The sequence below is a fragment of the Rhizobium sp. BK212 genome, assembly GCF_014197475.1.
GTDB lineage: Bacteria > Pseudomonadota > Alphaproteobacteria > Rhizobiales > Rhizobiaceae > Rhizobium > Rhizobium anhuiense.
The window spans coordinates 743,627-769,445 of sequence record NZ_JACIFS010000002.1; the positions used below are offsets into that span (position 1 = coordinate 743,627).

The 25,819-nt window shown below is 61.7% G+C and carries 22 protein-coding genes; 8 read left to right on the forward strand and 14 right to left on the reverse strand.

Annotation, left to right across the window (positions count from 1 at the left end; translation table 11 throughout):
* Positions 1-238: 238 nt before the first annotated feature.
* The 7 genes from uraH to FHT79_RS08680 form a co-directional block, all read right to left on the reverse strand.
* Positions 239-595: a hydroxyisourate hydrolase gene (gene uraH, locus FHT79_RS08650; RefSeq protein WP_028759000.1), complete on the reverse strand. Its 357-nt coding sequence runs from the start codon at positions 593-595 to the stop codon at positions 239-241.
* A complete protein-coding gene (locus FHT79_RS08655) occupies positions 592-1,113 on the reverse strand; it encodes an ureidoglycolate lyase (protein WP_174824437.1) in 522 nt (173 codons plus the stop codon). The genes uraH and FHT79_RS08655 overlap by 4 nt, the downstream gene beginning before the upstream one ends.
* Positions 1,097-1,459 carry a HepT-like ribonuclease domain-containing protein gene (locus FHT79_RS08660; RefSeq protein WP_047611413.1) on the reverse strand — a complete coding sequence of 121 codons (363 nt, stop codon included), beginning with the start codon at positions 1,457-1,459 and terminating at the stop codon, positions 1,097-1,099. The genes FHT79_RS08655 and FHT79_RS08660 overlap by 17 nt, the downstream gene beginning before the upstream one ends.
* Complete coding sequence (gene uraD / locus FHT79_RS08665) at positions 1,456-1,956, reverse strand: 2-oxo-4-hydroxy-4-carboxy-5-ureidoimidazoline decarboxylase (RefSeq protein WP_028758997.1); 501 nt, start codon at positions 1,954-1,956, stop codon at positions 1,456-1,458. Before uraD ends, FHT79_RS08660 begins: the two co-directional genes overlap by 4 nt.
* Positions 1,956-2,879, reverse strand: coding sequence for an allantoinase PuuE (gene puuE / locus FHT79_RS08670; RefSeq protein WP_028758996.1), 924 nt, complete (start codon positions 2,877-2,879; stop codon positions 1,956-1,958). Before puuE ends, uraD begins: the two co-directional genes overlap by 1 nt.
* A 111-nt stretch (positions 2,880-2,990) precedes the next feature.
* Complete coding sequence (locus tag FHT79_RS08675; protein WP_028758995.1) at positions 2,991-3,698, reverse strand: DUF1045 domain-containing protein; 708 nt, start codon at positions 3,696-3,698, stop codon at positions 2,991-2,993.
* Positions 3,699-3,812: 114 nt separating this feature from the next.
* Positions 3,813-4,991 (reverse strand): FAD-dependent oxidoreductase, encoded by a 1,179-nt coding sequence (locus FHT79_RS08680; protein ID WP_028758994.1) that lies wholly within the window; start codon positions 4,989-4,991, stop codon positions 3,813-3,815.
* Between FHT79_RS08680 and mnmD the strand changes: the two genes are divergently transcribed.
* Entirely contained in the window at positions 4,990-5,730 is a 741-nt protein-coding gene (gene mnmD, locus FHT79_RS08685) for a tRNA (5-methylaminomethyl-2-thiouridine)(34)-methyltransferase MnmD (RefSeq protein ID WP_168332795.1), read from the forward strand. The two genes, FHT79_RS08680 and mnmD, sit on opposite strands and share 2 nt — an antisense overlap.
* Here the strand turns inward: mnmD and FHT79_RS08690 are convergent.
* Positions 5,727-9,092: a response regulator gene (locus FHT79_RS08690; RefSeq protein ID WP_183903261.1), complete on the reverse strand. Its 3,366-nt coding sequence runs from the start codon at positions 9,090-9,092 to the stop codon at positions 5,727-5,729. The genes mnmD and FHT79_RS08690 overlap by 4 nt on opposite strands.
* Before the next feature lie 295 nt (positions 9,093-9,387).
* On the opposite strand from FHT79_RS08690, the gene FHT79_RS08695 reads away from it, so the two are divergent.
* On the forward strand, positions 9,388-9,696 hold the full coding sequence (locus FHT79_RS08695; protein ID WP_047611419.1) for a hypothetical protein: 309 nt from the start codon (positions 9,388-9,390) through the stop codon (positions 9,694-9,696).
* Positions 9,697-9,868: 172 nt separating this feature from the next.
* Here FHT79_RS08695 and FHT79_RS08700 read toward each other — a convergent pair whose 3' ends face one another.
* The gene (locus FHT79_RS08700) at positions 9,869-11,254 is read right to left on the reverse strand and encodes an MFS transporter (RefSeq protein WP_097542045.1); all 1,386 of its coding nucleotides are present in this window, start codon (positions 11,252-11,254) and stop codon (positions 9,869-9,871) included.
* Between the two features lie 197 nt (positions 11,255-11,451).
* Positions 11,452-12,399 carry a dihydrodipicolinate synthase family protein gene (locus FHT79_RS08705; protein ID WP_047611424.1) on the reverse strand — a complete coding sequence of 316 codons (948 nt, stop codon included), beginning with the start codon at positions 12,397-12,399 and terminating at the stop codon, positions 11,452-11,454.
* A 160-nt stretch (positions 12,400-12,559) separates the two neighbouring features.
* Here FHT79_RS08705 and FHT79_RS08710 point away from each other — a divergent pair, with 160 nt between their 5' ends.
* The 3 genes from FHT79_RS08710 (at position 12,560) to FHT79_RS08720 (ending at position 16,769) form a co-directional block, all read left to right on the forward strand.
* Positions 12,560-13,588 (forward strand): LacI family DNA-binding transcriptional regulator, encoded by a 1,029-nt coding sequence (locus tag FHT79_RS08710; protein ID WP_183903262.1) that lies wholly within the window; start codon positions 12,560-12,562, stop codon positions 13,586-13,588.
* Positions 13,589-13,727: 139 nt separating this feature from the next.
* A complete protein-coding gene (locus FHT79_RS08715) occupies positions 13,728-14,843 on the forward strand; it encodes a DNA alkylation repair protein (protein ID WP_183903263.1) in 1,116 nt (371 codons plus the stop codon).
* A 246-nt stretch (positions 14,844-15,089) separates the two neighbouring features.
* Positions 15,090-16,769 (forward strand): DEAD/DEAH box helicase, encoded by a 1,680-nt coding sequence (locus FHT79_RS08720; RefSeq protein WP_063474464.1) that lies wholly within the window; start codon positions 15,090-15,092, stop codon positions 16,767-16,769.
* Positions 16,770-16,929: 160 nt separating this feature from the next.
* On the opposite strand, the gene FHT79_RS08725 is transcribed toward FHT79_RS08720, so the two are convergent.
* On the reverse strand, positions 16,930-17,832 hold the full coding sequence (locus tag FHT79_RS08725) for a DMT family transporter (protein ID WP_183903264.1): 903 nt from the start codon (positions 17,830-17,832) through the stop codon (positions 16,930-16,932).
* Between the two features lie 362 nt (positions 17,833-18,194).
* On the opposite strand from FHT79_RS08725, the gene FHT79_RS08730 reads away from it, so the two are divergent.
* Genes FHT79_RS08730 through FHT79_RS08740 form a run of 3 tightly spaced genes read left to right on the forward strand, consistent with a single transcriptional unit; the run spans position 18,195 to position 21,382 of the window.
* Positions 18,195-19,604, forward strand: a complete 1,410-nt coding sequence (locus tag FHT79_RS08730; protein WP_047611432.1) for a circularly permuted type 2 ATP-grasp protein — start codon at positions 18,195-18,197, stop codon at positions 19,602-19,604.
* Positions 19,604-20,545, forward strand: a complete 942-nt coding sequence (locus FHT79_RS08735) for an alpha-E domain-containing protein (RefSeq protein WP_047611433.1) — start codon at positions 19,604-19,606, stop codon at positions 20,543-20,545. The genes FHT79_RS08730 and FHT79_RS08735 overlap by 1 nt, the downstream gene beginning before the upstream one ends.
* 12 nt (positions 20,546-20,557) lie before the next feature.
* Positions 20,558-21,382, forward strand: coding sequence for a transglutaminase family protein (locus FHT79_RS08740; RefSeq protein ID WP_063474461.1), 825 nt, complete (start codon positions 20,558-20,560; stop codon positions 21,380-21,382).
* A 136-nt stretch (positions 21,383-21,518) separates the two neighbouring features.
* Here FHT79_RS08740 and araD read toward each other — a convergent pair whose 3' ends face one another.
* The 3 genes from araD to araD1 all read right to left on the reverse strand — a co-directional run bounded on the left by araD (position 21,519) and on the right by araD1 (position 25,817).
* Positions 21,519-23,258: an L-arabinonate dehydratase gene (gene araD, locus FHT79_RS08745; RefSeq protein ID WP_047611438.1), complete on the reverse strand. Its 1,740-nt coding sequence runs from the start codon at positions 23,256-23,258 to the stop codon at positions 21,519-21,521.
* A 61-nt stretch (positions 23,259-23,319) separates the two neighbouring features.
* Positions 23,320-24,753 (reverse strand): aldehyde dehydrogenase family protein, encoded by a 1,434-nt coding sequence (locus FHT79_RS08750; RefSeq protein WP_047614342.1) that lies wholly within the window; start codon positions 24,751-24,753, stop codon positions 23,320-23,322.
* 68 nt (positions 24,754-24,821) lie between these two features.
* The gene (gene araD1, locus FHT79_RS08755; protein WP_183903265.1) at positions 24,822-25,817 is read right to left on the reverse strand and encodes an AraD1 family protein; all 996 of its coding nucleotides are present in this window, start codon (positions 25,815-25,817) and stop codon (positions 24,822-24,824) included.
* Between the last annotated feature and the right edge of the window lie 2 nt (positions 25,818-25,819).

Below are 25,819 nucleotides of genomic sequence, written 5' to 3' on the forward strand. Positions count from 1 at the left end.
GCCGGAGCAGGTTTTCGTCAGGGCAGAGGCGATTGGCGAAGGGCATACCTCTTGGTACGTCCGAGCCGATCGCCTTTGATCCTGGCGGAAAGATGCCCAGCCCCTCGGGTTGGCTGAAACGGGCCGGCTGATCGACCGGCCGGCTTGGCCGTAGAGCTGGGCTACGACGCGCGCCGGCCGGTCGACCATCCAACTCCGTTTGAGCCAACAGAATGCTTCAATCTGACCAGGAAAGGCTCTAACTCCCTCGATAGGTGGAATAGCCATAGGGCGAAATCAGCAGCGGCACATGGTAGTGCGCCGTGACATCGGCGATACCGAAGCGGATCGGCACGATGTCGAGGAAGGCAGGATGCGGCAGCGGCGTGCCGCTCGCCCTCAGATAGTCGCCAGCATGGAAGACCAGTTCATAAATGCCGGCCCGGAAGCCTTCGCCAACCAGAATGGGGCCACCGTCGACCCGGCCGTCGGCATTGGTCTCGACCGTCTTCAGATGTCTGCGGATCTCGCCGTCGAGCTGGAAAAGATCGATCCTCAGACCCTCGGCAGGCTTGCCGAGGGCGGTGTCGAGAACATGCGTGGTCAGTCCGGTCATGGGGCTGGCTCTTTGATGATGTAAGGGGTTTCGAAGAAGAATTCTTCCAGATTATTGCCCGTCCCATCGCGGTCGACAACCAGGAAATCTGAGGCTTGGCCGAGCACCATCAGCGGATGATGCCAGACGTTGCGGCGGTAGTTCACGCCCTGATCGCCACGCGCCAGAAACACCTGCGGCCTGTGCGGACGGCCGTTCTCGTCCTCGGAAACGACGACGAGAAAGGAACGGCCAGAGACCGGCGAGAAACTCTGGCTGCCGAATGGGTGCCGCTCCATCATGGTGATTTCATAGGGGAAGGCACGCGGCTGGCCACGAAAGAGGTTGATGATGACGCGTGCGCCTTCGCCCGTCGCTTCAGCGGCGGCCAGCGCGTGAAAACGCTCCGTCGTGCCGCCATTGATGAGCCGCATCGAGGCCGGATCGGCTTCGATCACCTCGCCGAAGGGTGCGAAGGCGGATTTGGTGAGCGGGCGGATCTCGAGAAATTCGGACATGGCTTCACTCGCCTTGGGCATGCCAGTAACGGACAGCGTCGATCGCGGAAAGAAGTTCCGGCAGCGTGCGATACGTCGCCTCCCAGATTTCGGAGGGATTGAGATCGAAGACGTCCTCGAGAATGCGATTGCCCGTGCCACAGATTTTCGTCCATGGCAGGTCGGGATGCTCGGTCGCAAATTCCGGATGTGTGACGAGCAGGCGGGACGCCGCAGCACCGATGGTGAAGTGGCAGAAGGCAACCGCCTTGAAGGTGAGCTTGTCCCCGGCGAACGCCGCCTCATCCATTCCGCCGACGAAAGACAGCGCTTCGGATGCTGCCTCATACATCTCGTTGAGATAATCGATAGCGCGCCGCTCTTTCATTCAGCCTCCGGCAGCATCGATGTCAGCCGTAGCAGCGCGATACGCTCGACCTGCGCCGTCGCGGTCGCAAATTCCTCGTCCCGATCGTTGCCGATGCGAGTTTCGAACGCCGACAGGATGTCGTCTTTGCCGAGCCCCTTGACGGCGATGATGAAGGGAAAGCCGAATTTTTCGACATAGGCCGAATTGAGTTCGGTGAAGCGGCCGTGTTCGGCCGGGCTCAGCCGGTCGAGACCGGCGCCGGCCTGCTCCTTCCGGCTGTCTTCGGTGAGTTCGCCTGCTATGGCGAGGCGCCCGGCAAGATCGGGATGAGCCAGCAGCACGCCGAGACGCTCCTCTCGGCTTGCCGCCCGGAAGACGGCCACAAGGGCCGCATGCACGCCTGATGCCGTCAGCGGCGCCGGCAGGTGGCCGGCGTCATAGGCGCGCTCGGCAATAAAAGGCGAATGTTCGAAGACGCCGCCGAAGCGGGAGACAAAATCCTCGCGCGACATCATCAGAGCGCATCCGGCTGATGATGCTTGTGCCAGTGCTCGGCGATCTCAATGCGGCGCGGAATCCAGACCTTGTCGTGCTTCAGCACATATTCGATGAACCGCTTCAGTGCCGCCGCCCGGCCCGGGCGCCCGACGAGACGGCAATGCAGGCCGACCGACATCATCTTCGGGCTGCCCGCCTTGCCTTCCTCATAAAGCGTATCGAAGGCATCCTTCAGATAGGTGAAGAACTGATCGCCGGCGTTGAAGCCCTGCGGCGTCGCAAACCGCATGTCGTTGGTTTCGAGCGTATAGGGGATGATCAAGAAGGGTTTCCCGTCGACGCCCTTCACCCAATAAGGCAGGTCGTCGGCATAGGAATCGGAGGAATAGAGAAAACCGCCCTCCTCCTGCACCAGCCGAAGCGTATTGTCGGAAGGCTTGCCCTGATACATGCCGTAAGGCCGCTCACCGGTGAGTTCGGTGTGCAGCCGCACGGCTTCGAGGATATGCTTGCGCTCCAGATCTTCAGGAAAATCCTTGTATTCCAGCCAGCGGTAGCCGTGGCTGGCAATTTCCCAACCGGCCTCCTTCATCGCGGCGACGGCCTCGGGGTTGCGGGCCATTGCCAGCGTCACGCCGTAGACGGTCGCCTGCACCTTGAGATCGGTGAACATCCGCCAAAGCCGCCAGAAGCCGGCACGCGAACCATACTCGTAGATCGATTCCATGTTGAGGTTGCGCTGCCCAGGCCAGGCGGCTGCGCCGACGATTTCCGACAGCAGGTTTTCGGAAGCCGGATCGCCGTCAAGGATCGAACTCTCGCCGCCCTCCTCGTAGTTGATGACGAACTGCACGGCGACGCGTGCCTCGTCCGGCCATTTCGGATCGGGCGTCAGACGCCCATAACCGACAAGATTGCGCGGATAGGTCTCGGATACCATCAAATCACCTTCTGAAAAGACGGGGAACGGTAGCATCCGCAGCCGGAATGTCGAGACGGAAACTGCGCAACGGGATTTTCCCATTACGGAACAAACCTTTAGCCTGGATATTCAGGCGATCTTGCGCGCGCTGACCTTGCCCATCGGATGCAGCGAATGAACGCGGAAAGGGCCGCCGGTGCCCTCCTCGATCATCAGCGCCACGTTGGAAACCGTGACCGGCTCGCATAACACAGGCTCGAAGATCGTCTGCAGCGCCGGCTCGATGCGCGGCATGTCGATCGCGTTGACAGGGCCTGTCACCGGCATATGAAAGCGGAACTCCTCCATCACGTAAGGGCTACCCCAGCGATGCAGATTGGCAAATTGCGTCGCCGACAGCCCGTCCGGATCGCTGCGTTCGATCTCGGCCTCGCTCAGCGGCGCGCGGAAACGATCGAATTCCTGCACGATCGCCGAGGCGAGATGCTGGATCTGCTCGCAGGGAATACTCGGCAGCAGGCTGTAGAAATTGCCGAGCCGGGCGACTTCGATACGCGGAATCTGGAAGGGAACGAAGGTCCCGGAAAAACGCATCAGATCGCGCAAGAGTTGCGCTTCCGACATCTCGTGAGACAAGTGAAATGGCGCCTTCAAAACGCCGTGAAAACCATAGCGCCGCGGCACGGCGGTATGGAAGGCGATCTCGTGAATGCCGAGACCACGAACGGCCGGAGGCTCCACCATATCGCCCGAAAACACGTTGCGGCCAAGCCAATTGGCGGCCACGAGCGATAGCGGGTCGCTCGCCGGGGGCGTGAAGCAAATGGCATAGCGCATGCAATTTCCTCCATCAAGGAAGTGAGCGCCGCTGCCTTCAGGCGCTGTCGATGTGCAAGCAGATAGGTGATTTGCATGACAGAATAACGAAACGCAGCGGCGCCTAATTCACGTTTAACGTGAAGCCGCCGCGATGTGGCTTGAAATTGCGAAGCTTTCCGGCAACAAAAATCCGCAATCTGTATCGCCTGCGATTGCTATCGCCGCCTCCGCCAGCCGGTGCGCCAGGCCGAAGCTGACCTTGAAGCCGCCGGTCAACGCGATCAGGCGTGGGTGATCGGGGTGGCGACCGATCATCGGATCCCGGTCGATCGCCTTCGGGCGAAGCCCCGCCCAGCGCTCGACGACCGGGGCGTCGCGAAGGCTTGGCACGATCACCCGCGCCGTCTCGATCAGCATGTCGAGCTGGGCGTCGGTCGACATGGGATCGTCAAAGCGGTTCTCACTGGTGCTGCCGATCGCCACGTGCCCGCCTTCATGTGCGACGACATAGAGCCCGTCGAGAAAGATCGTCGGCAGCGACGGGACGATATCGGCTTTCAACAGAGCCGCCTGCCCTTTCACCGGCTGGCCGAGCGGCTGCTTCAGCCCGGGCGTCAGCTCCTGCAACAGCGGAAAGGACTGATAGCCGGCGGCAAGGATGCAGCGGCTGAAAGCCAAGCTTTCGCCGCCTATTTCGGCGGTGCCGCGATCGGGATCAAGGCCTGCAACCCTGGCATGTTCGATGATCCGCACGTGTCTTGCCTGCCGCAGGAAGGCAACAAGCGCCGCGATCAGCAGCCGCGGTGCAACGCGCGCGGCGAGCGTGTCGTGCACGAAGCCGCTCTCGCCGGCGGACGCCTCGATCCAGCCATCGACCGGCGGACTGTCGAGCACATGCCAGTGGAAGCGGCGCTCGCCCGCCCGCCAATGGCGCTCGGCGTCCTCGAAATGGCCGCACGCTATGCGGTTGAGATGCGGCTTCGGCAACGGGATCAGCCGCCCCGACCTGGTATAACCGGCGGAAAGCCCGGTCATTGCTTCGAGCGCTGCGATTTCGGCTTCGAGTAGGACCAGCGCATCGAACTGGAACTGCTTCTTTTCAGACCACCGATCCGGCATATGCGGCATCAGCGCGCCGAGCAGGCCGCCGCTTGCGCCTTCGCCCAATCTGCCGGCGTCAGCAATAAGCGTACGGATGCCCCGGCGCTCGGCGTGGACGGCCGCCCAGAGACCCATGATGCCGCCGCCGACGATCAGCAATTCCGAGGATGATTGACCTGAGACTTGCTGAGGATTATCGGCTTTTTCCATGACAGACGTGAACCCCGATCAGATTGGCGCAGGCGCGCCGCAGCCGCTCGAATGGCGCGACGGCGATATGCCCTATTCCACCGCCTTTGGCGATCATTTTTATTGCCAGACGGATGGCCGGCTGGAATGCGGCCACGTCTTCCTCGCCGGCAACGGCCTGCCGGCGCGCTGGAACGGGCGGCAGGAATTCGTGATCGGCGAGCTCGGCTTCGGCACCGGCCTGAACTTCGCCGAGACCTGGCGGCAGTGGAAGCTCCACCGTGCCGGCGGCCAGCACCTGCATTTCATCTCCTTCGAGCTCCATCCGATGCGTGGCGAAGAGATCGGCCGGGCGCTGTCGCATTGGCCGGAGATCGATAGCGAGCGCGAGGCGCTGACGGCGGCCTGGCCGCAGACGCCTGCTGGAACCGTCTCGCTCGATCTCGATCCTCAGACGCGGCTCAGCGTCGTCTGCGGCCGCGCGCTCGACGGTGTCGCCGCGGCAAAGCCCGGCTTCGACGCCTGGTATCTCGACGGCTTCGCCCCGTCACGCAACGGCGACATGTGGTCAGAGGAACTGATGCGGCTCGTCTGCGAGAAAAGTGCCGCCGGCGGCACGTTCGCCACCTATGCGGCGGCCGGCTTCGTGCGCCGCAACCTCATTGCCGCCGGTTTTGCCGTCGAGCGCCGCCAAGGCTTCGCCGGCAAGCGCGAAATGCTCTGCGGTATCAAGGCGTCCCCGGGTCAGCGCGCGGATTAATAGCTGCTGCGCTCCGGCTGCTGCTCGCTCGTTCCGAGCCATTGCCGGATTTTCTCTTCCAATAGTTCAGGGCTGATCGGCTTCGACATGTAATCGTCCATGCCGGCGTCGAGGCAAAGCTCGCGGTCGCTTTCGAGCGCATGGGCGGTGACCCCGATGATCGGCACGCGGTGCCCCTGGCCCTTTTCCCTTTCGCGGATCGTCTGGGTCGCCTGATGGCCGTTCATGACGGGCATGGAGACATCCATCATGATGATGCGCGGCGTATGCCGCTCCCAGGCAGCGACCGCCGCCTGACCATTCTCGACGACGAGGAAAGAAAGACCCGTTCCCTGCAGGATCTGCGTGAAGACGATCTGGTTGACCTCGTTGTCCTCGGCAACGAGCACGTCGACGAATTCGGCCGCCCGCTTCTGCGGCGCGGGTGCCGGCGGCTTTGCCGGTGCCGCCGCTTCCCTCTGCAGCCGGGCAATCTCGGCCTCGGAGGCCTGCTTGACGCGGCTGGCGCGCACCACTTCGACGACGGTGTTGCGCAGCACGTTGGCGCGCGCCGGCTTCATCAGATGCGCGTGGCCGTTGAGCGCCGCGAATTCCTTTTCCGTGCCGGAAATATCCATCGACGTCAGGAAGATGATCGGCAATTCGACAAAGCGGGGATCGGCGCGGAGCCGGCGCGCGACATCGGCGCCGTTCATATCAGGCATGTGATAGTCGAGCACCACGGCATCGACGGCAATGCCGAGATCGGCCGCCGCCTCGAGGATCGCAAGGCCGGTACCGCCGCCTTCGGCGGCCACGCCATCGAAACCCCAGAGAGCAAGCTGCTCGGTCAGAATGCGCCGGTTCACGTCATTGTCGTCGACGACGAGGACGCGCGCGCCCTGCACGTTGATCGGCAACGGCTTCGGTTCGATGCGGGCGGCCGCCACCGCAAACGGCAGATTGACGGTGAAGACCGAGCCCTTGTTGCCTTCGCTTTCGACGTTGAGATACCCGCCGAAAAGGTCGACGAGCCCGGCGGTGATCGCAAGGCCGAGGCCCGTTCCCTCATGCCGGCGGGTCGAGGAGGCGTCCACCTGCGAAAACTTGTCGAAGATCGATTCGAGCTTCTCCGGCGGGATGCCGATACCGGTATCCTCGATGCGGATGCTCGCCATGATCTCGCCGCCGTCGGCGGCCTGAAAGCCGAGATCGACGAAGACGTGGCCACGCTCGGTGAACTTGACGGCGTTGCCGACGAGATTGGTGACGATCTGGCGGAAACGCCCGGCATCGCCGATCACGGCGGCAGGCAGGTCGGGTGCGGCCCGCACCAGCAGCTCGATGTTCTTCTCGGCGGCATGCGAAGACAAGAGTGTCGCCACGTCCTCCACCGCTTCGGTAATATCGAAGGCGGCCTTGCGCAGTTTCATCTGTCCGGCATCAATCTTCGAGAAGTCGAGGATGTCATTGATAATCGTCAGCAGCGCATTGCCCGATTTGACGATGATGTCGACGAAAGTCTTCTGGCGCGTGTCGAGATTGGTTTTGGCAAGCAGCTCCGCCATGCCAAGCACGCCGTTCATCGGCGTGCGGATCTCGTGGCTCATATTGGCGAGGAATTCGGATTTGGCGCGGTCGGCGGCTTCGGCGCGCGACAGCAGCTGCCGCAGTTCCTCCTCACGGCTCTTCAGCTCGGTGACGTCGGTGAAGAGCGCCACCCAATGCTGCCCCTCGCTGACCGTCGCCTCCATGTTGACCCAGCGTTCCCCGGCGACATGGAAGACGGTGGAAATCGGCTGCCGCGCCGCAATATTGGCGCGCCAGCCCTGCAGGATCTCGGCCGCCGCATCATGGAAATCGCCGCGCACCGCGCAGAAATCGAAGAGCCCGAGCCAGCTCACGCCTGGCTCGATATAGGGGGCCGGAATGCGCAGGATCTCTGAAAGCGCTTCGTTGGATAGCTTGATGATGCCGTCCTGGACGATGGCGATCCCCTGCGACATGGCGCGCGTTGCATCGCGCATCATCTCGCCGACCTGCTCCAGCGCCGCACGCGCCTCGTGGATTTCCTTTTCCCGTTCGCGCACCGCCGAAATATCGGCATAAGAAAGCAGGATGCGGTCGTGGGAGAGGCGGCGGCTGTCGAAGATGACGGATTTGCTGCCCGCCCAGCCGAGTTCGATCGGCTCCGGCTCATCTGTCTCGAACAGGTGCTTGCGGAAGGCGTAGATTTCCTCCGGCGTCTGCGTGCCGTCGTAGCGACCGAGCTCGTAATTGCGGCGGATGACGTCGATGAAGTGGCGACCGTCGAAGCGATCGTCGAGCGGCAGATCCCAGATGCTGTAGAATTCGTCGTTGACGTAGAGAATCCGATGGTCGTTATCGAGGATCAGCACGCCGACCGGCAGCGAACGCAGGATGCTTTCGATATCCCGGTGCAGGATTTCTTCCTGCTTGCGCGACGCAATCAGCGCCTTTTCGCGTTCCTTGAGCGGCGAGATGTCGGAAAAAGAGCCGACGACATAAGTGCGGCCGTCCGCCGTCATGACGCGGTTGACGCGCGAGATGACGGGATAGACGTGGCCGCTCTTGCTCGGCATTTCGCTTTCGATCTCCACCGACGTGCCGTACTTCAACGCCAGCAGGTTTTCCTGGTAGATCGCCTCGCCACCTTCCGGCCCGAACATTTCATATTCGGTCATTCCCAGTATCTGGGAGCGGTCGTGGCCGCTGAAGGTGTCGTAATATTTATTGGCATAGACCAGGCGGTGCCCGTCATCGCGCACGAAGACTGCAACCGGTAGGTCCTCCAGGACAGTGCGGAGAACGTCGAGTTCGTTGACGCTCTCGCCCCAGGCCGAATCTCCGGCGGCCGCAGGCTTGGCGCCATTACGGTAGGCGGCGTTGACGACCAGCGGGCGGCCGTCCCCGGCAAAGATGCCGATCGGATGATCAAGCTTTTCCAGCACCTCGCGCACGCGAGCGAAATCGGCGGCGACACCGCTATCGCCAACGGCGCGGCGCGGCGCCTCGCGCACTTCGAAAATGCCGAGCACATAGGCCCGCTCCGGCGACGGAGAGAAGCTTTCGATCTGAATGCGCTCATGGCCAAGGCCTGCCGCATCGAAACAGATGGCGCTTTCCTCGGTGCCGAACACCAGCGCGCGGCGTTCCCTGTCCTCGCGCTCCTCTTCCTCGGGACGGTCGAAGAGTTCGCGGCTGCGTCTGCCGATGAAATCGGAGATTTCGCGGCCCAGAAAACGGGCATAGGCCTCGTTGACGGCGATATAGCGCAGCTCGCTGTTCTTGACATAGGCCGGGGTATCCAGATCAGCGATCCGGCGGCAAGCCAACTCCAGAAGGTCCCCGGCTGATTTCAAAAATATAGCTCCAGCAATGAATGAAATATCGACTACAAAAACTATAACGCCAAGGCTTCTAACAAGGTTTTAACCATAAATTTCGATAGCGAAATTTTACGGGCCGGCTCGCCAATTTCCGGCTCGCCAAGTTGAAGACAACTCACCTTGACCGCCCAGACTTGAAAGCAGGGGATCCGCTGAAATCATGACAAAAATTTAATGCCGAAACCGCTTGCGCGGCCATTGCGGCGCCGTGATCCAGGCCGAGTCTCGACATGGCTTTATTGGAAGCCAGCCATGAAAGGAAAATAGCATGTCCGTTTTTCATAAGACCATGGCGACGGGCCTGATCGCGCTGACCTTTGCCGGCGCCTCGCTCGCCACCGCTACCACCGCCGATGCCCGTCCACGCGATGCCTTCTGGGGCGGCCTTGCCGCCGGCGTCGTCGGCGGCGCGCTGCTGTCCGAGGCCGCCCGTCCCGCCTACCCTGTCTATCCCGCCTATCCTGTTTATCGCCCCTATCCCGTCTATAGGACCTATTACCGGCCGTCCTATTGCCATCTCGAATGGCGGCATGATCGCTGGGGCGAGCCCTACCGCGTCAAAGTCTGCCCGGAATAGAGAAGCCTCAATTCGGCGCCGCTTGACCTTCGCAGACGCCGGTCCATGACAGCGCCGCGCGGCTTTCAGACGTGCGGCGCTGTAACACTTTGAATTGCTGCAACGGCAATCAAATGAAACTGGCGGATTTTCATCCGCCAGATCAAAGCCAATCAGACCACATTTTGAACCGTTACGGAGAAAGCTCCTCCAGCACGCGATCCTTGGTTTCTATTGCAAACAGCATGGTGATGATTGCACCGACGATCAGAATGGCTGCGAAGCTCACGAAGACATACTGGATGCCCATGGAAGACATCACCGTGCCGACGAGGATCGGGCCGGTCGATGACCCCAAGCGAAGCCAAGCGCTACCGGTTCCTGTTCCCAGTGCCCTGAGGCGCGTCGGGTAGATCTCTGCCGAGTACAGGTACAAGGAAAATGTGACGGTCTGGACGATCGCATAAGCGAGACCGGCAAGAACCAAAACCTGGATGGGCGAGGTCGCGCCGAGCCATGCGAGGGCCAGCAGCGGCACGGGAGCGAGAAGCAGCGCACCCGTGTACCAACGCTTGCGCCCCACTTTATCGATGAGCAGCGCGCAGATGACAGCCGCGATCACGCCGCCGACTGACGTCAGGAAACCATAGAAGATGCTGGTTTGAAGCGGCAGGTTGAAGACCTGTCGATAAAGGGTCGGCAGCCAGGTGATCGTACCGTTGGCCACCGTATAGGCGGTAAACCACATTGCCCAGATGGAAAGCGTCCGCTTCAGGTAAACGCCCTGGAAGAGCTCGCGCCAGTCCGACGTGCGGCGGACCGGCGCTTGGATGAGCTTCGGTTCGGGCAGTTCCTTGCCGGCGGCACGAGCGCTTTCTTCCATGCGGGTGACGATAGCGTTTGCTTCGCCGTATCGGCCGTTGGCAGCCAGCCAACGCGGTGATTCCTTGAGGAACCAGCGCAGCGGAATCATTAGGATTGCGGGAACGAGGCCGACGACGAACATCGCCTTCCAACCGTAAACCGGTACCATGAAGTAGCCGATCAGCCCGGCGCCGACGAGGCCCAACAAGAACATGACCTCATAAAGGAGGAAGAACTTGCCGCGCCCCTTCGACCCGATCAACTCGTTGATATAGGCGCTGGCGACCGGGACCTCGCCGCCGGTGCCGATCCCCTGGACGAAACGGAAGGCCATCATCATGCCGGCCCCGGCAGCGAACAGGCATGCGACATCCATACTGACGAAGAGCAGGATCGTGAAGAGAAGAACTTTCAGCCGGCCGACCTTCTCGGCAAGCCAGCCAAACAGGATCGCACCGATCAACTGTCCCAAATAGCCCATCGATAGGATCATGCCGGTCTGTGAGGGGCTCAGGCCCCACTCGCGGACGAGGACGGGCATGGCATAAGCGATAGCGATGACCGTGTAGCCGTCGAAGAACGTTGCGGCGCCGACGATATTGCGCGCCCAGAACACCTCGCGGGTGATGGGGAGGCGCTCCAGACGAGCGCTGATTTCGGCCTGAGGATCAGCGGCATTCGCCGTCTCAGCCGGTATAGGCTGCATGACATTCATTGGTTCCTCCTTCTCGCCCCGTGGCCTACCACTCTCCCGGCCAGGGGCGCTCCTGCTTGATGGTTGCTACTGCGCGTCAGTTTGTCCTGTCAGAGCAATGGCCTTCAAAGACGTTCAAACCTGCCTCGGCGGGTTTCCATGACTTCCTCCTCCCTTTGCAATGCGCCCCTGCGACCTGCGCAGGGGCGTCAAAGAGGTCACTCGGCAGCCAGCAGTTGGTCAACGCGACCAATACCGGCAGCGTCGAAGGCAGCAAAAATCTCCGCTTCTGCCTTGTCGCCAAGGCTCTTCAGCGGCTCGCGGATCGTGGCGTGGTCCAAGATACCGCGGTGCACGAGGCCGAGTTTCAGGGCCACGGTGCCTTCCATATGAGAGCCGCGATGATAGACGGCACGCGTCACCGGAAGAAGGCGCTCGAAGATCTTGCGCGCTTCCGGATAGTCCTGCGCCTTGCCGGCTTTGATCAGGTCGATGAGCAACTCCGGCGCGATATTGCCATAGCCGACGAGCAGGCCATCGACATCGAACATGGTTGGCAGCAGCCATTCATCGTGGCAGCTCAGAACCTGCAGCTTTGGATTGGCCTTCTTCAGCTCTGGAATTTCGACATACCAGCGCTTCATATTGCGCACGCCGTTCTTGGTGGCGACGACGCCTTCCTGTGTGGCAATCGCAAGCTGTGTATCCAGATCGTAAGATGCCTTGGTGGCGTCGGGATACTGGAACAGGATGCACTGGAGGCCGGACTCCTGCCAGATTGCCTTGTAGCGATCCTGAGGCGCTCCCTTCTGAAAGCCGAAACGCAGCCAGCCGTGGTTGGGATAGACGAGTGCGCCGGTGGCACCCGCGGCTTTGCATTTCCTGGCCTCTTCAGCGGCGACCTTCGTGCCTTCACCGGTAATCCCGGCAATGATCGGAACGGCACCGTCGACTGCTTCAACATATGTGCGGATGAGAGCAAGGCGCTCCTCTTCCGTGAGGAAGGTGCCCTCGCCGGCATGGCCGAGGATGACGAGGCTTTTGACGCCTTCCATCGAGACCAGCCATTTGGCGAGCTTGGCGTTGGCTTTGTGATCAACTTCGCCGTCACGGGTGAAAGCGGTAACGGGGGCCGGGCTCAGCCCGCGCATATCCATCGGTTGCATATTGGTCTCCTCCTTCGTGCGATCGCGGTTCTCTCGCGATCGCTATAGGATCGTTTACGGGAACGTTCCCACTATCGTTCTTGAATTTCCTGGAGTCAATATCTTTTTTGGTGCATGCTGAGAGCGGCGGCCCAATGCCGACTCGTATGGAAAAGGCTCAATGAATTCAAAAGCGGATGAAGTTCCGGGACAGACCCGCGTCACTATTCACGGCGTGGCTGCCGCAGCCGGCGTCTCCAAGTCTACCGTGTCCCGCATTCTGGACGAGAGGCTTCCGCGCTCCGACAGTGAAACCGCGCGGCGCGTGCGCAAGGTTGCCGAAGAGCTCGGATACGTTCGGGATGTTTCTGCAGCGAGCCTCAGGCGCGGCAACACGATGACGGTCGGGGTGATTGTACCCAGGCTGACGGATACGGTCATGGCCATGCTTTATGAATCGCTGGCCAAGGCGTGTAGCCGTAGTGGCCGCTTCGCGATTGTCGCAACGACCGACGACAAGCCAAGAGCAGACCGGCTTGCGGCCGAGTCTCTGCTGAAGCGGGGTGTCGATGGACTGATTCTTTCGACGGCGCGGGAAGACGATGACTTTCCGGACGAGCTGGCAAAGCGCGGCATTCCTTATGTCCTGGCGCTCCGGACGGATGGCCACAGCCTCTCGTCAGTCGGCGATGACAGGCTCGGTGGCTACCTCGCGGCCCGCCATCTCCTCGATCTCGGCCACCGCAGAATTGGCGTCATTGCCGGTCCATCCTATGCCTCCAGTTCTCGGGGGCGCGTGGAGGGTTTCCGCCACGCCCTGGAAGAGGCTGGATTGAATGCGGATCCCTCATACATCATTCCCTCGACATTCGGCATCGAGTCCGGTGCGGTAGCCGTCGAGACACTGATGCATCTCAGTCCACGTCCAACCGCCGTTTTCGCCGTCAACGACAATACTGCCATCGGCGCTTTGTCGGGACTGACGAAACTTGGCCTTTCCGTGCCGCAGGACATCTCGATCGTAGGCTATAACGACATTCCGATTGTCAGCCACCTCCCCACACCGCTCACGACTCTACGGGTGCCGTTCGAGCAAATTGCATCAAACGCCCTTGATCTTCTTGCAGGTGACAACAGTCCTGCCGAGGAACGCATTCGGATCTCGGCCCCAACCCTCATTCCAAGGAAATCGACGGCACCGTTGCGTTGAAAGGTCGCGAAGTCGCGCGCTTCCGCTATCTGCACCCGATTGCTCGGGTGGATGCGATCACTCGATTCTCCAACAAAGGCCAGCTGTTTCGCAGACCAAGCCGCCCTCATGCGGCCGCCGCATAGAGGAAGGACCCAGCATGCCGGAACCGCTCAAGAACCTGCTGCATGAAGCGCTGGTCGGCGATATGGCCGATCGTATTGGTGGCAACGCGTCGGCTTTCGACAGAGACCGTTTCGTGACGCTGGCGACCAATGGCCTCGCGGCGCTGGAACTGATGGAGCGCTCGGCGCTGATCCGCGACGCCCTGTTTGCCACGCTTCCCGATGATTTCCGCGAGGCCGCAGCCATTCTGATGGCAAGCCTGCCCGCCACCGGCAGGCCGGGGCTCTCCGGCTGGATGCTGTTGCCGGTCAATCAGTTCATCGCTGCGCGCGGCCTTGATCATTTCGATCTCGGCCTCGACCTGCTGAAGGCGCTGACGCCGCATTTCACGGCCGAATTCGGCATCCGGCAATTCATCCACCGCGACCAGCAACGTGCACTCGCCATCATTTCCGGCTGGGTCGGCGATCCCGACCGGCATGTGCGCCGGCTGGCGAGCGAGGGAACGCGGCCACGCCTGCCCTGGGCCATGCGCCTGCCGCAGCTCGTAAAGGACCCGGCGCCGATCCTGCCCATCCTGACCGCGCTGATGGATGACCCGGAGGATTATGTACGCCGTTCCGTCGCCAACAGCCTGAACGACGTCGCCAAGGATCACCCCGATATGGTCGCCGCCTTTATCGCCGCCCATATCGATGCCGCTTCGCCCGAACGCCGCTGGCTGCTGAAACACGCCTCGCGCACGCTTCTGAAGAAGGGCCACGCGCGGGCGCTCGCCAATTTCGGCTTCGCCGCCACCGCTTCGCTCCAATGCGAATTACGGCTCGTAAACGGTGAGGTGATGTTCGGCGAAGGGTTGGATTTCGAAATCCGGTTGACGAATGCCGGCGAGGTCCCGCAATCGCTGATGATCGACTACGCCATCCACCATGTGAAGGGCGACGGTTCGCTCTCGCCCAAGGTCTTCAAGTGCAAGACGATCACGCTCGCGCCCGGGCAAAGCCAGACGATTGAGCGCCGCCACGCCATGCGGCCAATCACGACGCGGCGCTATTATCCCGGCAAACACCACATCGCCATCCTCGTCAACGGCGCGGAGACCGCATCGGAAAGCTTCGTCCTCGTTATGCCCTCAGCTGACCCAGGCTAAGGCTTTCTTGTGCACCGCACTTGACTTTCCACGCGAACTAGCCCAAATGCGGATCAGCTTTCACCCTTCCGGCCGCCGCGTGAGCGTGCCCCTGCTAAAAAATACGGACGCAGGAAGAAGGGACAAAAGCGCATTTCGATAGAGCGCCGCACTCCCATGAGCGGCCAGAAGCGCTGGAAAGCTTTTTTCAACTCACAAGTTCCCACTTCACGCGGGGTTCTTGACGCCAGAATGAAACCGGATCGCATGGTGCGTTCCGGCAATAGTCGTTGTGGCGCCCCGAAAGGTTATGCCTTGACTAATTTTGAATCGCTTGGTGTCTCCAAGCCGATCGTCGCTACTTTGTTCCAGCTCGGCATCGAAACGCCGACACCCATCCAGGAACATGCCATTCCTCTCCTCCTCGAAGGCCGCGACCTGATCGGCCTCGCCCAGACCGGCACAGGCAAGACCGCCGCTTTCGGCCTGCCTCTCATCGAAAAGCTGCTCGCCGACGAACGGCGTCCCGACAACCGCACGACGCGGACGCTGATCCTGGCCCCGACCCGCGAACTGGTGAACCAGATCGCCGAGAGCCTGAAGAAGTTCATCCGCAAGTCGCCGCTGCGCATCAATGTCGTCGTCGGCGGCGTTTCGATCAACAAGCAGCAGCTTCAACTCGAAAAGGGCACCGATATCCTCGTTGCCACGCCTGGCCGCCTGCTCGACCTCGTCAATCGCCGCGCGATCACGCTGACCACGGTCCGCTATCTCGTGCTCGACGAAGCCGACCAGATGCTCGACCTCGGCTTCGTGCATGATCTGCGCAAGATCGCCAAGATGGTGCCCAAGAAGCGCCAGACCATGCTCTTCTCGGCCACCATGCCGAAGGCGATCGCCGATCTCGCCGGCGAATACCTCGTCGATCCCGTCAAGGTCGAAGTTACGCCTCCGGGCAAGGCTGCCGACAAGGTCGAACAATACGTCCATTTCGTCGGCGGCAAGAACGACAAGACGGAACTGCTCCGCAAGTCGCTGACTGAAAACCCGGATGGCCGCGCCATCGTCTTCCTGCGCACCAAGCACGGTGCGGAAAAGCTGATGAAGCATCTCGAGAACATCGGCTATTCCGTTGCCTCGATCCATGGCAACAAGAGCCAGGGTCAGCGCGAACGGGCGCTGAAGGCCTTCCGCGACGGCAGCATCAAGACGCTGATCGCCACCGACGTCGCCGCCCGCGGCATCGATATCCCGGCCGTCAGCCACGTCTACAACTACGATCTGCCTGAGGTGCCCGACGCCTATGTCCACCGCATCGGCCGCACGGCGCGCGCCGGCCGCGACGGCATCGCCATCGCCTTCTGCGCCCCTGACGAAGCCAAGCTGCTGCGTGACATCGAACGCCTGATGGGCATCGATATCACCGTCGCAAGCGGCGAACCTCCGGCAAACATGAACGCCACACCCCGTCGTGCCAACGGCAACGGCAACAACCGCAATCGCAATGGCGGCCAGGGTCGCGAAAGTAATGGTCGCGGCGAAGGCCGTGGCGACCAGAATCGCTCCGAGCATCGCGGCAGCCGCCAGGAGCGCCGCCCGCGCCCCGAGCGCCCGACCAGCCGTAACGAGGATTTCCGCGGCCAGCGCCGCGGCGAAGTGACCCCGGATCTCGGTCCTGATAACGATCTGGTCGCAACCTCCGACTTCCGCCCCTCGGCAAAGCCGCAGCGTCCGGCGCATCACGGCGCCCACGCCAATGGCGAACCGAGCGGTCATCACCGCGGCAATAATCGCCATGCCCACGGCCGCCCGGCCCGCAAGCACGGCGAAGACCGCGGCCCGCAGCAGGCCCAGGGCGGCGAACCACGCCGCGACGGCAACGGCGGCAACCGCCGCGGTGGCTCAGGCTCCCGCAACGGCAGCGGCCAGCGCCGCGAACGCGCCTGATCGTTGAACGACTGAAAAGCGGAAAGGCCGGGGATATCTCCGGCCTTTTTGTTATCTCCGCATCATGCTTTCCGAGAATCGGAATCGATTTTCAGAAAGCATGATGCGAGGGTTGAAAGTGTTAGGGTGTCTTTTCTGCGTCCGAAAGAACGCACAGGCTCTATACCTCGACCGGCCTATGCTCGCTGACCGCCCGGCGGTTGGTGAGATAAACGCCTGTCACGACCACCACGGTGCCGAGGATCAACGGCAGGGTCAGCGGTTCCCCGAAGGCGATGAAGGCCTCGAGCGCGACGGTCGGCGGCATCAGGTAGATCAGCGAGGCGGCGCGGGACACCTGGCCGCGACGGATCAGATGAAGCAGCAGTCCGACCCCGCCCATCGACAGGCCGAAAACCGACCAAATGAGCGCGCCATAGGCCTGCGCGGCGCCGTCGAAATGCTGATGCTCGAAGATGAGCGAAAGCGGCAGGGTGAGGATCAGCGCGCCGATATATTGCAGGGTCGCGATCGTTCTGAGGTCACCGGATTGCAGGTGTTTCTTCTGGTAGAGCGTGCCGTAGGTGACGGCCGCCATGGCGACGAGGTTGATCGCCAGCGGCAGGGCGGCATGGGTGAGATCGGCGGTCGCCGGATCGAGCAGCTTCGGCGAAATCGCAATGGCAATGCCGATGAAGCCGAGAGCAAGGCCAAGTTTCTGTGCCTGCTGCAAGCGCTCGCCGATGAGGAAAGGAGCCGCCATCGCCGTCAACAGCGGCTGCAGCGCCGCGATGATGCCCGATATGCCGGCCGGCACCCCGTTGGCGATCGCCCACCAGAGACCGGCGAGATAGAAACCATGCAGGAAGAAACCGGAATAGATGGCGCGCAGCGCTGTCGCCCGGCTTTTGGGCCATCGCGCCCGCACCGCCAGGCAGAGCGCCAGAAACGCCGCCGCCGACAGCGCGTAACGTATCGAAAGAAAGGTGAAGGGCTCGGAATGCAGCGAGGCATATTTCGCCACCACCCAGCCCGTGGACCAGAGCAGGACGAAAACGGCGGGGGCAAGGCGATCGAGGGACATGGCGGCTCGCAATAAAAGCTTCGCTGTGCTGATAGCGGCACCCCGTAGCCGCAGTCAAAGACGAAGCGTTGATGCTTATTTGAAATTTCGCTGATGCAAGGACCCGATGGCGGTTCTGCAGAGGTCGGCGAGCCTCGCGCGCATGGCCATATTCGATCGCCTTGGCTGAACGAAAAACGGTCATATGCTCAGATTTTACGCAGGCACCTTGGATGAATATCCGTCATGCCGCAGCGCATCACGTTAAATGCCCAGATTTTCACCCGTTTCTCGCAGCGCAAAATCTTTTCCCCGAACTGCGCATGGTTCTTGCATTGCCATTTGCGTTGTATTCAAATGAACAAAAAAGGGGAGCCGCGCTTTTGGCATTTGATGAAATGATTACCGGGGACGAAAGCCCTCGCCCGCCTTATGACAAATACTTCGAGTGGTACAACAGCCAAGACCGGGCGCATCTGATTGCCAAGTCCCGCGATGCGGAAAACATCTTCCGGAAGACCGGCATCACATTCGCGGTCTACGGCCATGCCGACAGTTCCGAAAAACTCATCCCCTTCGACATCATTCCCCGCATCATCTCCGCCCGCGAATGGCGCAAGCTCGCCCAGGGCATCGAGCAGCGGGTAATCGCACTCAACGCTTTTCTGGACGATATCTACCATAAGCAGGAGATCATCCGCGCCGGCCGCATCCCGCGCGAACTGATCGAGAACAACGTCACCTTCATCCCCGAGATGATCGGCTTCCGTCCGCCCGGCGGCGTCTACACCCATATCGTCGGCACCGACATCGTGCGCACCGGCGAGGACCAGTTTTACGTGCTTGAGGACAACGCCCGCACGCCCTCCGGTGTCAGCTACATGCTGGAAAACCGGGAAACCATGATGCAGATGTTCCCGGAACTGTTCCACAAGAACAAGGTGCAGCGTGTCGAGGATTATCCCTATCTCTTGCGCCAGAGCCTCGCCTCGCTTGCTCCTCCCGGCTGCACCGGCAAGCCGCGCGTCGCGGTGCTGACCCCCGGCATCTACAATTCGGCCTATTACGAGCATTCCTTCCTCGCCGACATGATGGGCGTCGAACTGGTCGAGGGCTCGGATCTGCGCGTCATCGACGGCAAAGTGAAGATGCGGACGACCCGCGGTTACGAGGCGATCGACGTGCTCTACCGCCGCGTCGACGACGACTTCCTCGATCCCCTGACCTTCCGGGCCGATTCCGCGCTCGGCATTCCCGGCATCATGGATGTCTACCGTTCCGGCAACATCACCATCGCCAATGCGCCGGGCACCGGCATTTGCGACGACAAGGCGATCTATTCCTATATGCCCGAGATCGTCGAATTCTATACCGGCCGCAAGGCCCTGCTCGAAAACGTGCCGACCTGGCGTTGTTCGGAAGCATCAAGCCTGAAATACGTGCTGGAACATCTGGAGGAGCTGGTCGTCAAGGAAGTGCACGGTTCCGGCGGCTACGGCATGCTTGTGGGACCGACGGCATCGAAGAAGGAACGCGCCGATTTCGCCGAGAAGCTGAAGGCCAAGCCGAACAATTACATCGCCCAGCCGACGCTGTCGCTCTCTACCGTCCCGATTCTCGTCAACAAGGGCATCGCGCCGCGCCATGTCGACCTTCGCCCCTATGTGCTTGTATCCGACAAGGTTCAGATCATTCCGGGCGGGCTCACCCGCGTGGCGCTGAAGCAAGGCTCGCTGGTGGTCAATTCCAGCCAGGGCGGCGGCACCAAAGACACCTGGGTATTGGAGGACTGATGCTCGGAAGAACCGCAAACGGCCTCTACTGGATGTTCCGTTACATCGAGCGTGCCGAAAATATCGCCCGCCTGATCGATGCCGGGTTGCGCATGTCGCTGACCCGCAGCAGCACAGGCGATGACAACTGGGATGGCGTGCTGCAAAGTGCCGGCGTGCGCGAGGCCTATGACGAGGGCCACACGAAGCTGACGAACGCCGACGCGATCGACTATCTCCTGCGTGATCGCGCCAATCCGTCGAGCGTCATGTCCTGCATCGAGTCCGGCAGAAACAATGCCCGCATGGTGCGGACGGCTCTGACGCGCGAAACCTGGGAAGCCACCAACGAATGCTGGATCGAGCTGAAGTCTCTGCTCGAAAAGCGCGTCAAGGCGGCCGACATGCCGGAGGTGATCGACGTCATCAAGCGCCGCGCCGGCCTCATCCGCGGCGCCTTCCACGGCTCGACACTGCGCAACGAACTCTATAATTTCGCCCGCATCGGCACTTTCATCGAGCGGGCCGACAATACCAGCCGCATCCTCGACGTGAAATATTACGTGCTGCTGCCCTCGGTCTCATCAGTCGGCTCCTCTCTCGACAATGTGCAGTGGGAATCGATCCTGCGCTCGGTCTCCGCACACCGGGCCTATAGCTGGGCCTATGACGGCGAATACCGTGCGATGAACATCGCCGACTTTCTGACGCTGAATGTGCAGATGCCGCGCTCGCTTGCCTATTGCTATGAGAAGATCGTCAGCAATCTCGGCTATCTCGCCACGGATTACGGGGAGCGGCTCGCCGCTCACGATACGGCGGACGCAATCCGCACCACACTGCAGACGAGAGCGATCCGGGATATCATGGATCAGGGCCTGCACGAATTCCTGGAGGATTTCGTTGCGCGCAACAACAAGCTCGGTGCGGAAATTTCCGACGGCTACCGGTTCTATGTATAAGCGGATCAGAACATGAGAATGAAGATCAGCCATCTCACCGAATACCGCTACGACGGACCGACGCAGTTCTCGCTGCAACGGCTGAGGTTGACGCCGCCGACGAGCCCCCATCAGAAAGTCCTCACCTGGGCGCTGAACGTCGAGGGTGCCGTACCCGAGGTCGAGTATGACGACCAGTACGGCAATCACGTCAATCTGGTCTCGCTGGAAGGCGAGCAGGACGTGACGCGCATTCTCGCCGAAGGCGAGGTCGAGACGGAGGACAACAACGGCGTCACCGGCCCGCATACCGGCTTCTGCCCGCTTTGGCTGTTTCTGCGCGACACGCCGCTGACCAAGGGCGGCAAGCTGGTCAAGGAACTGATCAAGGGTGTCGGAGGCGATAACGAGCTTGCCCGCATGCATGCGCTGATGGCGGCAATCCACGAGACGGTCGACTACAAGCCCGGCACCAGCAACACCGAGACGACGGCCGAACAGGCGCTGGAGAAGAAGAGCGGCGTCTGCCAGGACCACGCGCACATTTTCATTGCCGCCGCCCGCGCCCTGCAGGTGCCGGCGCGTTACATCTCGGGCTATCTTATGATGGAAGAGAAGGTCGAGCAGGCGGCGACCCATGCCTGGGCCGAGGCCCATATTCCCGGCCTCGGCTGGGTCGGCTTCGATCCCGCCAACGAGATCTGCCCGGATGCCCGGTACGTCAGGATCGCCTCCGGCCTCTGCTACCGCGACGCCGCGCCGATTTCAGGCATGCGCATCGGTACGCCGGGCGAAACGTTGTCGGTCACCGTGAAGGTAGAAGACGGCGGCCAGATGCAAAGTCAAAGCCAGAGCTGACTGGACACTCCCGAAATCCACCTTATTTCGGGAGGCGTCGCACGTCAAAATTGCCGCCATCTTCTCATTGAACAAGTGCAAAAAAGGCGGGGTGATGCCCCGCCTTTCATCGATTTCCAATCCTGGATCTACGCTGTCAGTGGCTGTCCTTACCGACAGCGTTTCCGCGACATCCCTTGAGGAAGTCGAGGTCCGCACCGGTATCGGCCCCCTCGACATGCTGCTGATGCAGGAAGGCATAGCCTGATTTGGGCAGATCGTGGTTCGGCTGCCATTCGGCGAGCCGCCGCGCCAGTTCTTCCTCGGAAATGTCGAGATGCAGGCGACGGTTCGGCACATCCAGCTCGATCATGTCGCCATTTTTCACGACCGCCAGCGGTCCGCCGACGGCTGCTTCCGGAGAGGTGTGCAGCACGACGGTGCCGTAAGCCGTTCCGGACATGCGCGCGTCGGAAATGCGCACCATGTCGAGGATGCCCTTCTTCAGCACCTTCGGCGGCAGCCCCATGTTGCCGACCTCGGCCATGCCGGGATAACCCTTCGGCCCGCAGTTCTTCATGACCATGATGCAAGTTTCGTCGATGTCGAGATTATCGTCGTTGATCTTGGCCTTGTAGTCGTCGATGTCCTCGAACACCACGGCCCTGCCCCGGTGCACCAGGAGATGCGGCGAGGCGGCCGAAGGCTTCAACACCGCGCCCTTCGGCGCGAGATTGCCGCGCAGCACGACGATGCCGCCCGAAGATGTCAGCGCCTTTTCAGCCGGCAGGATGACGTCCTCGTTCCAGTTGATGACCTCCTTGACCTCGTCCCAGACGGTTTCGCCGGAGACCGTCAGCGCATCCTTGTGCAGAAGACCTGCCTCGCCGAGGCGCTTCAGCACCACCGGCAGGCCGCCCGCATAGAAGAACTCTTCCATCAGGTATTTGCCCGACGGCATCAGGTTGACGATTGTGGGAACGTCGCGGCCGCAGCGGTCCCAGTCATCAAGCGAAAGATCGATGCCGACACGGCCGGCGATGGCGAGCAGGTGGATGACGGCATTGGTCGATCCGCCGATGGCCGCGTTGGTGCGGATGGCGTTCTCGAAAGCCTGCTTCGTCATGATGTCGGAGGGCTTCAGGTCGTCCTTGACCATCTGGACGATGCGCCGGCCGGTGAGCTGCGCCATGACCTTGCGGCGGGAATCAACGCCCGGGATCGCGGCATTACCTGACAGTGCCATGCCGAGCGCCTCGGCCATGGAAGCCATGGTGGACGCGGTGCCCATGGTGTTGCAGGTGCCCGACGAACGGCTCATCGAGGCTTCCGCCTCGAGGAATTCGGCCTGCGTCATCTCGCCGGCCTTCACCATTTCGGAAAACTTCCACAGATGCGTGCCCGAGCCGACGCGTTCGCCACGGAAATAGCCGTTCAGCATCGGTCCGCCGGTGACGACGATCGACGGCAGGTCGCAGGAAGCCGCTCCCATGAGAAGCGACGGCGTGGTCTTGTCGCAGCCGACCAGCAGCACGCAGCCGTCCATCGGCTGGCCGCGGATCGCCTCTTCCACCGCGAGCGCGGCAAGGTTGCGATACATCATCGCGGTCGGGCGGAAGGTGTTTTCCGACGCCGAGAATACCGGCACCTCAAGCGGGAAGCCGCCGGCCTCCCATACGCCCGCCTTCACCTTTTCGGCGAGCTCTCTGAGATGACCGTTGCACGGGGTCATATCCGACCAGGTGTTGAGGATGCCGATCACCGGCCGGCCGTCGAACAGGTCGTGCGGATAACCCTGGTTCTTAAGCCAGCCGCGGTGATAAATCACATCGCGGCTCGTGCCGCCGTACCATTCCTGCGACCTCAGCTTGCGCGGCCATTCCGCTTTCTTCTTCATCGTCTCTATCCTTCAGGATGTCGCCGGACCGCCTCGTACGGTCCGGGTCATCGCCTTTGTCTCAAGCCAGCGTGTAGGCGGTCTTGACGGTTGTGTAGAATTCGGCGGCGTACTTGCCCTGCTCGCGCGGGCCGTAGGACGAACCTTTGCGGCCGCCGAAGGGAACGTGGAAATCGACGCCTGCCGTCGGCAGGTTGACCATCACCATGCCGGCCTCGGAATTGCGCTTGAAGTGCGTCGCATGTTTCAGGCTGGTCGTGGCGATGCCGGCCGAAAGGCCGAACGGCGTGTCGTTGGCGATGGCGAGCGCCTCGTCGTAATCCTTCGCCCGGATCACCGAGACCACAGGTCCGAAGATCTCCTCGCGCGAAATCCGCATCTGGTTGGTCGCTTCGGTAAACAGCGTCGGCTGCAGGTAGAAGCCGGGCGTGTCGCGCGAGATGACCTCGCCGCCGAAGGCGAGTTTGGCGCCTTCCGACTTGCCGATCTCGATATAGTCGGTATCGGTCTTCAGCTGCCGCTCATCGACGACCGGGCCGATATGGGTGCCGGCCTTCAGCGCGTTGTCGACGACCAGCGTCTTCAGCTTGTCGGTGAGTGCTGCGACGAACTTGTCGTGGATGCCTTCGGTGACGATCAGGCGCGACGACGCCGTGCAGCGCTGGCCTGTGGAGAAGAAGCCGGAATTGGCGGCAGCCTCGACGGCGACGTTGAGGTCGGCATCGTCGAGCACGACCATCGGGTTCTTGCCGCCCATTTCCAGCTGAAACTTGCGGTTATGCTCGATGGAGGCGGCGGCGACACGCCGGCCGGTGCCGGTGGAACCGGTGAAGGTGATGCCGTGAACGTCGGGGCTTTCGAGCATGGCCTGGCCGACGACCGAGCCCTTGCCCATGACGAGGTTCAGCACACCCTTCGGCAGGCCGGCGCGGTTGAGGATATCGACGATCGCCCAGGAACAGGCGGGCACCAGTTCGGCCGGCTTGAAGACGATGGTGTTGCCGTAGCAGAGCGCCGGCGCGATCTTCCAGGCGGGAATGGCGATCGGGAAATTCCACGGCGTGATGATGCCGATGACGCCAAGCGCCTCGCGGGTGATCTCGACGCCGATGTTCGGGCGAACCGAGGGGAGGACCTCGCCGGCCAGCCGCAGCGCTTCACCGGCGAAGAATTCAAAAATCTGCGAGGCGCGGATCACTTCCCCGGTGGCTTCCGGCAGCGTCTTGCCTTCCTCGCGGGCGAGCAGCGCCCCGAGCTCGTCCTTGCGCGCCATGATCTCGTCGCCGGTCTTCTTCAGGATGACGTGACGTTCCCAGATGCCCGAGCGCGACCAGGCCGGGAAGGCGGCCTTGGCGGCGGCAATGGCGTTTCTCGTGTCATCAGCGCTGCCGTCGGCATAGAGGCCGACGACTTCATTCGTATCCGACGGGTTGATGTTCTTCGTCGCGTTCGAGCCGACCCATTCGCCGGCGATCAGGTTTTGATAAATGGTCATGGGCTTAACAAGCCTCCTTTACCGTTTACGAGCATGACTCGGCCGCCGAATGCGGCCAGGTCTTGAATTCAGAGCTGCCTGACGGCGATCTCTTCCTCGGCGGCCACCTCAAGCGGATTGCGGAGCGGCAGGCCGAATTCGGCGACTTCGATCTCGAAGACGTCGCCCTCTTCGGTCTTGACGCCGTCGGCAAAGGAAAGGGTCGCCGTGCCGAACATATGGACATGAACATCGCCCGGCACACGGAAGAGGCCGTATTTGAAATGGTGATATTCGAGATTGGCGAAGGTGTGCGACATGTTCGCCTCGCCCGACAGGAACGGCTTTTCGAAGATCACCTTGTCGCCGCGCTTGATGCGCGAGGTGCCGCGGATATCGTCCGGTGCGGCGCCGATGCGGATTTCCGGACCATAGGCGGCCGGGCGCAGTTTCGAGTGGGCCAGATAGAGATAGTTGATCCGCTCGGTGACGTGGTCCGAAAACTCGTTCGACAGCGCAAAGCCGATGCGGAACGGCGAGCCGTCCTTGGCGATCACGTAAATGCCGGCCATTTCAGGTTCTTCGCCGCCGTCGAGCGCGAAGGACGGCGAGATGAGCGGGGCGCCGGGGGCTGCCGTGCCATAGCCGTTGCCCTTGTAGAACCATTCGGGCTGCACGCCCTTCTCGCCTGATTTCGGCTTGCCGTTCTCCAGCCCCATCTTGAACATCTTCATCGAGTCCGTCAGGGTTTCCTCGGCGGCTTCGGTGGTTTTCTTGTGCATGGAATCGCGCGTTGCCGCCGATCCCAGATGTGTCAGGCCGGTGCCGGTCAGATGCAGATGGGCGGCATCGGGATGGGTGATCGGCGGAAGGAAGCGGCCTTCCGCATAGGCCTTTTCAAGATCGACGGCATCGCCGTAGCCATGCGCCTCGATGACCGCGGCAAGCGACTTGCCGCCGTCTGCGGCTTCCATCGCCAGCGCATAGACGCTGCCGGCATTGTTGACCGACTTTGCAGCGCCGCCCGGCTCACGCACGGCGACGACGATCTCTCCGTTGGCACCTTTGATCTGGGAAATAAGCACGT